General features: G+C 61.4%; 12 protein-coding genes. 4 read left to right on the forward strand and 8 right to left on the reverse strand.

Annotation, left to right across the window (positions count from 1 at the left end):
* Positions 1-47: 47 nt before the first annotated feature.
* From moeB to J7380_RS08205, 5 genes are all read right to left on the reverse strand, one after another.
* Complete coding sequence (moeB, locus tag J7380_RS08185; RefSeq protein WP_209195289.1) at positions 48-1085, reverse strand: molybdopterin-synthase adenylyltransferase MoeB; 1038 nt, start codon at positions 1083-1085, stop codon at positions 48-50.
* Positions 1085-1540 carry a dUTP diphosphatase gene (gene dut / locus J7380_RS08190; protein ID WP_209195290.1) on the reverse strand — a complete coding sequence of 152 codons (456 nt, stop codon included), beginning with the start codon at positions 1538-1540 and terminating at the stop codon, positions 1085-1087. The genes moeB and dut overlap by 1 nt, the downstream gene beginning before the upstream one ends.
* A 15-nt stretch (positions 1541-1555) precedes the next feature.
* Positions 1556-2752, reverse strand: a complete 1197-nt coding sequence (gene coaBC, locus J7380_RS08195; protein ID WP_209195291.1) for a bifunctional phosphopantothenoylcysteine decarboxylase/phosphopantothenate--cysteine ligase CoaBC — start codon at positions 2750-2752, stop codon at positions 1556-1558.
* 63 nt (positions 2753-2815) lie between these two features.
* Positions 2816-3631 carry a ChaN family lipoprotein gene (locus tag J7380_RS08200; RefSeq protein ID WP_209195292.1) on the reverse strand — a complete coding sequence of 272 codons (816 nt, stop codon included), beginning with the start codon at positions 3629-3631 and terminating at the stop codon, positions 2816-2818.
* Positions 3628-4506 (reverse strand): RNA polymerase factor sigma-32, encoded by an 879-nt coding sequence (locus J7380_RS08205; protein WP_209195293.1) that lies wholly within the window; start codon positions 4504-4506, stop codon positions 3628-3630. Before J7380_RS08205 ends, J7380_RS08200 begins: the two co-directional genes overlap by 4 nt.
* Before the next feature lie 99 nt (positions 4507-4605).
* Between J7380_RS08205 and cobU the strand changes: the two genes are divergently transcribed.
* The 4 genes from cobU to J7380_RS08225 are packed head-to-tail and all read left to right on the forward strand — an operon-like array spanning position 4606 to position 8199.
* A complete protein-coding gene (gene cobU, locus J7380_RS08210; protein WP_209195648.1) occupies positions 4606-5127 on the forward strand; it encodes a bifunctional adenosylcobinamide kinase/adenosylcobinamide-phosphate guanylyltransferase in 522 nt (173 codons plus the stop codon).
* Positions 5124-5702: a histidine phosphatase family protein gene (locus tag J7380_RS08215; protein ID WP_209195294.1), complete on the forward strand. Its 579-nt coding sequence runs from the start codon at positions 5124-5126 to the stop codon at positions 5700-5702. Before cobU ends, J7380_RS08215 begins: the two co-directional genes overlap by 4 nt.
* Before the next feature lie 58 nt (positions 5703-5760).
* Positions 5761-6642, forward strand: a complete 882-nt coding sequence (locus tag J7380_RS08220; protein ID WP_209195295.1) for a glutathione S-transferase — start codon at positions 5761-5763, stop codon at positions 6640-6642.
* A 45-nt stretch (positions 6643-6687) separates the two neighbouring features.
* A complete protein-coding gene (locus J7380_RS08225; protein WP_209195296.1) occupies positions 6688-8199 on the forward strand; it encodes a YifB family Mg chelatase-like AAA ATPase in 1512 nt (503 codons plus the stop codon).
* Here J7380_RS08225 and gshB read toward each other — a convergent pair.
* From gshB to rsmI, 3 genes are all read right to left on the reverse strand, one after another.
* Positions 8196-9128 carry a glutathione synthase gene (gshB, locus tag J7380_RS08230; protein WP_209195297.1) on the reverse strand — a complete coding sequence of 311 codons (933 nt, stop codon included), beginning with the start codon at positions 9126-9128 and terminating at the stop codon, positions 8196-8198. The two genes, J7380_RS08225 and gshB, sit on opposite strands and share 4 nt — an antisense overlap.
* Before the next feature lie 61 nt (positions 9129-9189).
* Complete coding sequence (locus J7380_RS08235; RefSeq protein WP_209195298.1) at positions 9190-9561, reverse strand: YraN family protein; 372 nt, start codon at positions 9559-9561, stop codon at positions 9190-9192.
* A 1-nt stretch (position 9562) separates the two neighbouring features.
* Entirely contained in the window at positions 9563-10420 is an 858-nt protein-coding gene (gene rsmI, locus J7380_RS08240) for a 16S rRNA (cytidine(1402)-2'-O)-methyltransferase (protein ID WP_209195299.1), read from the reverse strand.
* Positions 10421-10507 lie beyond the last annotated feature (87 nt).

Consider the following 10507-nt stretch of genomic DNA (forward strand, 5'->3'; position numbering starts at 1 on the left):
TTGATCACAACCTAGGAACGCAGAGCGGGATGATCCAGTGCGCGCGCTCACTTACCGCAAATCGGACAATCGGCGCGGCGTGACAGTGTGATCTTGCGGCTTTCACCATAAAGCGCGTCATAGATTAGCATCTCACCGCGCAAAGCCTGCCCCGCCCCAGTGATCACCTTGATCGCCTCAACCGCCATCATCGATCCCACAACGCCGGGCAAAGGGCCGATCACCCCCGCCTCGGAACACGACGGGGCCAATCCGGGGGCCGGGGCCTCGGGGAAGATACATTGATAGCAGGGGGCGTTATGGGCCGGGTCAAAGACGCTCAGTTGTCCTTCCCATTGCGACAGCGCACCCGAGATCAGCGGCTTGCCCAGCGCAACCGCCGTGCGGTTGGCCAGATAGCGCGTGTCGAAATTGTCGGTGCCATCGAGGATCAGATCGAAATCGGCAAACAAATCCTGCGCGATCTCTTCGGTCAAACGACGGTGATAGGGCCGAACGATCACATTAGGATTTTGCGCCTGCATGGCCTGCTGCGCCGAGAACACCTTGGGCATCCCGATATCCGCGTCACGGTGTATTACCTGACGTTGCAGGTTCGCGTTCTCAACCTCGTCATCGTCGATCACACCGATGGTCCCAACCCCGGCTGCGGCTAGGTATTGCAGGGCAGGCGCACCCAGACCACCTGCACCAATGACCAGCACACGGGCCTGTTTCATCTTTTTCTGACCTGGCCCACCCAGTTCCCGCAGCACGATATGGCGGGCATAGCGTTCCAGTTCGGTTTCCGTGAATTGGTCGGATGGCATGGCGGGCTCCTTCGTGGCGGGCGTTGCACGGTTTCGCAACGCTTTCAGCACCCTTCCATAAACCAGAACCAGAACCGCGAAACCACCCAAGATCAGCCACATTGCTGCAGAGCCGCCAGTCGCCTGACGCAAGGGGTGGCCATCCGGCAGAACCAGTTGCGCCGTGATCACGCCCAACAGCAGCACCCCGACGGATGTCATCCGCGCGGTGCGTGACACGCCCGCCAAATAGCCAACACCCCACAGCCCGGCGGCCAGAATGAAAACCAGCAGCATCAGCCCCGCCCGGTCGAGCCGAACCCACCCGCGCCCCGTTCGGTATCGCTGAGCGTATCGGTAGACTCAAACGTCGCCTGCACGACCGGGGCCACGACAAGCTGCGCGATGCGTTCGCCGTGGGTGATCTCGAACACCTCTTGCCCGGCGTTCAGCACGATCACACCCAGCGGGCCACGATAGTCGCTGTCGATTGTACCCGGGGTGTTAGGCAACGTGATCCCGTGTTTCAACGCCAGCCCGGACCTTGGGCGCACCTGTACCTCAAAGCCATTCGGGATTTCGATCCGCAGGCCGGTGGGCACCAAAGCGCGCTGTCCGGGGTTCAGTGTGATCGACGCGCCATCCGGCAGGTTGGCCCGCACATCCGCTCCCGCCGCGCCGGTGGTTTCGTAGGACGGCAACGGAACTGAGGGGTCAGAGCCCTCCTCGCGGATCACACGGATTGCAACCATCTTGTTTCCTTTCCCTCAGGCGGTCAGCGCGTCAGCGATCTTGCGGGCCAAACGCTCGGCCACGGCGTCCTTGCCCATACGCGGCCATTCTTCCGCCCCCGCGTCCGAGATCAGCGTGACCGCATTCTCAGACCCGCCCATGATGCCGGTGGCGGGGCTGACGTCATTGGCGACGATCCAGTCGCACCCCTTACGCGCACGTTTTGCGGTGGCGTGTTCGATCACATTATCGGTCTCGGCGGCAAAGCCCACGACCAGCGCGGGGCGATCCGTTTCCAGATGCGAGACGCGTTTCAGAATGTCGGGGTTTTCTGCAAATTCCAGCGCGGGCAGGCCGTCGCGGGTTTTTTTCAACTTCCGGTCCGAGGCGCTGGCCACGCGCCAATCCGCCACAGCCGCCGCAAACACGCCCGCATCCACGGGCAAGGCGGCGTCCACCGCATCCGACATCTGTTGCGCGGTCTCGACCGCAACCACCTGCACGCCTTGGGGCGAGGCCACATCCGCCGGGCCGGTGACAAAAACCACCTCGGCCCCCAGTGCGGCCAGCGCCCGCGCCACCGCCGTTCCCTGCGCGCCCGAAGACCGGTTGGCGATATAGCGCACCGGATCGATGGGTTCATGGGTGGGGCCCGACGTGACCAGAATACGCTTGCCCTGCAAGGGGCCGCCGCCCAGCTGCGCCTCGACCGCCGCAACGATCTCCAGCGGTTCGGACATGCGGCCGGGGCCGTATTCGCCACAGGCCATGTCGCCCTCGTTCGGGCCAGCAAAGCGGACACCATCCGCCTGCAGTTGCGCCAGATTGCGCTGCGTGGCGGGGTGATCCCACATCCGTACATTCATCGCAGGTGCACACAGAACCGGCGTATCCGTCGCCATCAGCAGGGTCGAGGCCATATCATTGGCCAAACCACCCGCCATCTTGCCCATCAGATCGGCAGTGGCCGGGGCAACCACCACCAGATCGGCGGAGCGGGACAGTTGGATATGGCCCATCTCGGCCTCATCGGTCAGATCGAAGAGATCGCGATATACCTTCTCACCGGCCAAGGCAGACACGGACAAAGGCGTCACGAACTCCTCAGCCGCGCGGGTCAGAACCGGGGTCACCGCAGCACCCCGTTCGCGCAGGCGTCGGATCAGATCCAGTGATTTATAGGCTGCGATGCCTCCGCCGATGATCAGCAGAATTCGTTTCGATGCCAGCATGTTCAGCCCTTCCCGTCCCGGTCGGCCCTGACATTAGGCAAGCAGGCCAGACAGTTCCAGCGGTTAATTCTGCGTCTGGAATGCCAGACAGGGGTCTTCGCGTTCGACCGAAGGGCTGTCGATCACAGCATCGAACTCACCCGAGATCGCGCCATCCTCGGATTGCCCTAACACAAAGACTTTCAAACCGGGGCGCAGCCGGGACGTGAACGTCGGAATTCCACGATCCTTGCGGGCATGCCCATTGCCGGTGATCACAGCAATCGGCCCGCCTGTTTCGTCGTCAGCACGCAAGATCGAACGCGTCAGAACCGCGTCGCGCAAACGTTGGATGGCCACCATCTGAGGCAGCGCCTCTTGCGGGAGCGCATCGCAATGCGCCGCCAGTTGATCCGCTTCGCGTGCAGCCTGATCCGCAGCCGAAAGAGGCACAGTCAGCCCATAGCGCGCCGCATCCGCGCCCAGCGCCGTTGCTGCACCACGCTCCATCGCTGCGCGCGCCGCCGCGCGGGGAACCATCGCGCCATAGACCGGCGCATCGGTGGCCTGAAAAACCGGGTAATACATGCTGAGGGACGGCCACCCCATCTCGGCCCATTTCAGGATACGGTCCAATTCCTCGGGGTTGGTCGCAGCCTTCTGACCCAGCCGCTGCGCACCCTCTTCGGTGACCATTTCCCAGACCACCGCCGAAGGGTTGATGATCTCCAACGCCTCTTTCTGGACGATGTGATGCTGTGGGTTGTCGTGGATTTCACCCAGGATCACCACGTCAGCCGCACGCATTGCGTCGGCAACATCGTCAGGAATCAGCCCGTCAGCCCGGCCTATACCGGCTGTAACCACAAACGCGCACAGCAGAATCGCAAACTGTCTCATGCGATGAAGTGTTGCACCTCGCGCGATTGCGCTTCAAGGTTCTTGCGCATTTTTACAAATGCTGCAGCCTCAAGCTGACGGACACGTTCTTTCGACAGGCCCAGTTCTTCCCCAAGACTTTCCAAGGTCCGCGATGGTTCGCGCAGTTTTCGTTCCCGCACAATAAAGCGTTCGCGGTCGTTCAGCGCCTGCATGGCCGTCACCAGCCATTCGCGCAGCTGTTCTGTATCGTGGCTGTTTTCAACCGTCTCGGCGGCCTGTTCACGATCATCTTCCAGCGCGTCGATCCATTCACGGCCGTCCTCATCCGACGATTGCACCGCGTTCAGCGAAAAATCCGAACCCGACAGACGGCCTTCCATCATCTCGACATCGCGCAGAGGCACGCCGATTTCGGCGGCGATCATCTGGTGCAGCTGGTGGCGATCCAGATCCATCCCTTCCGTCGCGGCCTCACGCTCCAGCCGGGCCTGCACACGACGCATATTGAAAAACAGAGATTTCTGGGATGAGGTCGACCCCGTCCGCACCATCGACCAGTTGCGCATCACGTAATCCTGGATACTGGCCTTGATCCACCAGACCGCGTAGGTCGAGAACCGCACGCCCCGGTCAGGATCGAATTTGTCGGCGGCTTTCATAAGGCCCAGGCCCGCCTCCTGGATCAGATCGTTCATCGGCGCGCCGTACCGTTTGAATTTGGCCGCCATGGAAATCGCCAGCCGCATATAGGCGGTAATCAAGCGATGCAGGGCTTGTTCATCGCGATGATCTCGCCAAGCATACGCCAGTTTCAGCTCGGTTTCTGCATCCAGCAGTTCCGCTTTCATCGCCTGTCGCGACATCGAAAAATCGTTTGTATTATCCAGAGCCATGGAAGCCTCCCATTTTCGCAGGCCTAGCCAGCCTTGCCTTGTCGACTTGTGGTCGATACGCAGGACAAAACCGGGTGGATCACATGGAAGGTAACACCAGTGGGTTCGGATTTGACCTTTGTTATGGGCGGAGCAGCCTCGGGAAAGTCGGCATTTGCCGAACAACTCACTGTTTCAACAGGGAAAAGCCGCATCTACCTCGCAACTTCACAAGTGTTTGATGATGAAATGCACAAAAAGGTGAAGTCCCACGTGAAGCAACGAGGGGAGGGTTGGACGACGATCGAGGCTCCGTTCGACCTGCGCCCTGCTCTGGCCGCCTTGACGCAGGATCAGGTCTGTCTGATTGACTGTGCGACGATGTGGCTGACCAATCATATGTTGGCGGAAAACGATCTGGAACAAGAACAAGCCCAGCTTTTGGATGCGCTGAATACCTGCCAAGCCCAGACTGTAGTCGTATCGAACGAAGTCGGCCACGGCATTGTCCCCGACAACGCCCTGTCCCGCCGCTTTCGCGAGGCACAGGGACGGCTGAACATCGCATTGGCCGCGCAGGCCGATCTGGCGGTGCAAGTCACAGCCGGGCTGCCTCTGGTACTGAAAGGACAGCTGCCGTGACTCGCCTGCATCTTGTTCGCCACGGCCCGACCCATGCCAAAACCATGGTGGGCTGGTCCGACCTGCCCGCTGATCTCAGCGACACAGTGGCGATCCAGCGCCTGCACGACCACTTGCCGCCTGACGCGGTGGTGATTTCGTCCGACCTGTCCCGCGCCGCGGATACGGCCTCGGCCATTCAGGGAACACGCACCCGCCTGCCCCATCACCCCGACCTGCGCGAGATCAATTTCGGCACGTGGGAGCTGCGCGGTTTCAAAGATATCGAGGCCGAAGACCCCGAACTGGCCTTTGCCTATTGGGACAATCCCGGTGACGTGCGCCCCCCAAGCGGCGAAAGCTGGAACGAGGTGCGTACGCGGGTAGATGCCGTGATCGACCGACTGATTGCTGATCATAGCGGGCGCGATCTGGTCATCGTGGTGCATTTCGGCGTGATCCTGACACAGGTACAGCGCGCGCTGGACGTGACCGCGCAAGAGGCGTTCAGCCACAAGATCGACAACCTCTCGGTCACGGAACTGACCCATCACGGGGATCGCTGGTCGGTCGGGCGGATCAATCACCTCGCGTGATGCACCGGCGCACAAATCTCTGATTTACCGCCGTGCCAGGCCACGCCATCCTGCGTGCATGACCTATGATCTGTTTATCGGGGACCGCCTGTTTTCCAGCTGGTCCATGCGCGGCTGGCTGATGCTGGAAAAGTTCGGCTTGCCTTACAAAACCCATATGATCGGACTCTATTCCGGCACCATAGCCGAGGATATGAAGCCACTCGCCCCCGCCCGTCTGGTGCCCGCCTTGCGCATGCCCGACGGGATGGTGGTAGGCGAAAGCCTCGCCATGGCAGAGACCTTGGCCGAACGACATCCCGACGCCGGGCTGTGGCCTGCAGATCCAGCCGCCCGCGCCGCCGCGCGCTGGTTATGCGCCGAGATGGTGGCCGGGTTCACCGCCTTGCGCGGCGAATGCCCGATGCAGTTGTACCATTGCTGGGCCGGGTTTGAACCCTCGGCAGATACCCTGCGCGACCTTGAGCGGATCGAGACCCTGTGGGCCCATGCTCGCAGCGTGTCCGGGGCTACCACCGGTCCGCTGTTTGGCGAATATTCCCTGGCGGATGTCTTCTATGCCCCGGTGGCCGCGCGGATCATAGGCTATGGTCTGCCAGTCTCGGACGCAAACCGGGTCTATTGCCTTGACCTGCTGTCAGACCTGCCTGCCCGCCAATGGCGCGCGATGGGGTTGACCGTGGCCTATGATCCCTTCCCCTACGCGCTGGACCTGCCGACACAACCTTGGCCAGTCAGGTCGCCCGTAGCCCGCGTGGTGGATTCAGGCCCCTCGGTCAACGCCACCTGCCCCTATTCCGGCGACCCTGTGACGGATTTTCTTGAACTGGACGGCCGCATCTGGGGCTTTTGCAACCCGTTCTGCCGTGACAAAACCGCCGCAGACCCGGGCGCGTGGCCGAAATTCTCAGCCATGGTCGCAGGCGTTAACGATTCCTAAACCGGCGGCGTGCCAGCAACGACCTGTTAACCAAAAAGGTCGTTCATGGTCGCCCGCTCTCATACCGTTGCTTTCCAAGGGGTCGAGGCCCGCCCGGTCGAGGTGCAATGCGCCGTCTCGCCGGGCCTGCCCGCCTTTTCCATCGTCGGCCTGCCCGACAAAGCCGTGTCCGAAGCCCGCGACCGCGTGCGCAGCGCGCTCAGTTCCATGGCCATCGCGCTGCCATCCAAGCGCATCACCATCAACCTCTCACCTGCCGACCTGCCGAAAGAGGGCAGCCATTTCGACCTGCCCATCGCCGTTGCGCTGCTGTCCGCGCTGGAGATCATTCCCTCCGACGCCGCCGAAGGCGCGGTATCCTTGGGTGAGCTGTCACTGGACGGATCGCTTGTACCCGTGGTCGGCGCCCTACCCGCCGCCATGACCGCCGCCGCGGAAGATCGCGCGCTGCTATGCCCCAAAGCCTCCAGCGCCGAAGCCGCGTGGGTCGATGCTACACAGGTCATCGGGGCCACATCACTGGGCGATGTGGTGCGACATTTCTCGGGCCAGGCCCCTTTGTCCGCCGCCCAACCCGGCGAGGTCAACCTTGCGCCCAGCGCGCGCGACCTGCGCGATGTAAAAGGGCAAGAGCGGGCCAAACGCGCGCTAGAGATCGCCGCCGCCGGGCGGCATCACCTGATCATGATCGGCACGCCGGGGTCGGGCAAATCCATGCTGGCCGCGCGTCTGCCGGGTATCCTGCCGCCTTTGACCCCATCCGAAGCGCTGGAAACCTCGATGATCCAGTCGCTCTGCGGGTTGCTGGACGAAGGCGGGATCAGCCGCACCCGCCCCTTCCGAGAACCGCACCACACCGCCTCAATGGCCGCGATTGTCGGCGGTGGTCGAGGCGCGAAACCCGGTGAAATTTCGCTGGCCCATAACGGGGTTCTGTTCATGGACGAATTCCCCGAATTTCCACGTACCGTTCTGGAAACCCTGCGCCAACCGATTGAAACGGGCGAGGTCATGGTCGCCCGCGCCAATGCCCATGTGAAATACCCTTGTCGCTTCATGCTGGTGGCCGCCGCCAACCCCTGCAAATGCGGCTATCTGACGGACCCCGCCCGCGCCTGTTCCCGCGCGCCGGTCTGTGGCGAGGATTACCTGGGCCGTATCTCTGGCCCGCTGATGGATCGGTTCGACTTGCGGATCGAGGTGCCTCCGGTCGGGTTCACCGATCTGGATTTACCGCCTTCCGGGGACAGCTCCGCCACCGTTGCCGCACGAGTCGAAGCCGCACGCGCCGCGCAGGCGGAGCGGTTCGAGGGCATGGAGCCCCACCAGAACGCGGATATGGAGGGTAAGTTGTTGGAGGAAATCGCGGCCCCCGACCCCGAAGGAAAAGAGCTGTTGCTGAAAGCCGCCGAACGGTTCGGCCTGTCGGCGCGCGCCTATCACCGCATCCTGCGGGTTGCGCGCACCATTGCAGACCTTGAAGGCGCGCCGGATATCCGCCGCCCCCACGTGGCCGAGGCGCTGAGCTTTCGTATCAGCGCCCGGGCGGCGTCTTAAACCTTGGCCTCAATCGCCTGCCAGATTTTTTCGGCGATGTTCACACCGTCGAACCGCTCTAGCTCCTGAATACCGGTGGGCGAGGTCACGTTGATCTCGGTCAGATAATCTCCGATCACGTCGATGCCGACGAAAATCTGGCCTTTTTCCTTCAACAAAGGACCAATGGCGGCGCAAATCTCCAGATCACGCTCGGACAGGCCGATCTTTTCCGGGCGACCGCCCACATGCATATTCGACCGCGTCTCGCCCTTGGCAGGCACGCGGTTGATTGCGCCGACCGCCTCACCATCCACCAAGATCACCCGTTTGTCGCCGTTGCTGACATCGGGCAGGAATTTCTGAACAATCAGCGGCTCACGCGAGAAACCGGTGAATAATTCATGCAACGAGGTCAGGTTGCGGTCATTGGCATCCAACCGGAACACGCCCGCACCGCCATTGCCATAAAGCGGCTTGAGGATGATATCACCATGCTTTTCCTTGAACGCTTTGATCGTCTGCAGATCGCGCGCAATCGTCGTCGGTGGTGTCAAATCGGGGAAATCCAGAACCAGCAGTTTTTCGGGGTAATTGCGCACCCAGAACGGATCGTTCACGACCAGCGCCTTGCCCTTCAGGCGATCCAGCAAATGCGTTGAAGTGATATAGTGCATATCGAACGGAGGATCCTGACGCAGCCAGATCACATCGAAATCAGCCAGATCAACCTCACGCTCGGGGCCCAGCTCTGCCGGATTGCCCGCCACGCGCTGAACGGTCATGTCATGGCCGCGCGCCGTGATCCGCCCTTCCTGATAGGCCAGTTGATCCGGCCCGTAGAAAAACAGCGTGTGCCCGCGCGCCTGCGCCTCTTCGGCCAGTCGGAATGAGCTATCTGCATTGATATCCACGGCCCCGATCGGGTCCATCTGAAAGGCGATTTTCATGGCGTGTCCCTCAGTTTCACGCCAGATACATGGCCCAGCGAGCCCGAGGGTTCAATGGGGGTCAGGCTTGCCCAAAGGCGTTTTCGATGATTTGAACAGCGCCCGAGGCATCCACAAGCGCGGCGTCAAAGCGCACATTTGTCAGTTGCCCATCCGGTTCATGTTCCAGAAACTGCGCCGCCGAGGCACAAATCCGGTTCATCTGCCGCCGGTTGATCCGCGACGCCGCCTGATCGAAACTGCTGCTTTTCTTGACCTCGATGAACACTAAACCATTAGCGTCACGCGCGATCAGGTCGATTTCCCCACCGGCCCCGCGCCAACGGCGGTGGTCGATGGAAAAGCCACGACGTTCATAATCAGTTGCAACCCGCATCTCGGCGGATTGACCAGCCTGGTAAGACACAGAACTTCGAACAGATCGCGCAGACATGTCATCGCTTTCCCAGTTTCAGCGCCTTCTGATAAATTGGACGGCGCGGAAGTTTGTACATTTCCGAAACCAGATCCGCCGCATCCCGAACCGAATGGGTTTCCAAGGCCCTTTTCAAAGCCTCTTCTACGTCAGATTCGTTAACAGTTTCCGAATGGCTCCGATCAACCAACAGAACGATTTCGCCTTTGATGGTCTGATCCTGCACCCCTTCGGCAAGGTCTTTCAGAGTCCCGCGGCGAACCTCTTCGAATTTCTTGGTCAATTCGCGGCACAAGGCGGCATGACGCGACTCTCCTAATACATCTGCCAGATCGGAAAGGCAGGCCGCGACACGCTTTGGCGATTCGTAGAAAACAAGCGTGCCGGGAATGTCGCGCAACGCCTCGATCCGTGCCCGGCGAGCCCCCGATGCATTGGGCAAGAACCCGGCAAAAAAGAACGCATCCGTTGGCAATCCGGCCAGTGTCAGGGCCATTAGGGCCGCCGATGGCCCGGGCGCACAGGTCACCATGTGACCGGCCTCAGCCGCCTGACGCCCCAGATCATAACCCGGATCAGCAATCAGTGGCATCCCGGCCTCAGAGGCATAGGCAACCGATTTCCCTTCGGCCAGCGCGTCCAGGATCTTGCCCCGCGCGCCTGCACCGCTGTGATCGTGATAGGCCAGAATGCGCCGTCCCTCCAATGGCACACCGTGAATCTCCATCAGGCGCCGAAGGCTGCGGGTATCCTCGGCGGCGACCACATCAGCAGAGGCCAGCACATCCAGCGCCCTGAGCGTGATATCGCGCGCCGTTCCGATCGGAGTGGCGACAAAATACAGGCCCGCGCCCAATCTGACTTTTTGGTGATTCAAAGCTGGACCCTCGCAGCGTGACGTTTATTATCGCGACCTAATAAAATGGCGTCTTTCAAGTCGCCGGGACAGGGAGTTTTCATTCAG

It is taken from the genome of Ruegeria sp. R8_1 (genome assembly GCF_017743815.1).
Taxonomy (GTDB): Bacteria; Pseudomonadota; Alphaproteobacteria; order Rhodobacterales; family Rhodobacteraceae; genus Ruegeria; species Ruegeria lacuscaerulensis_A.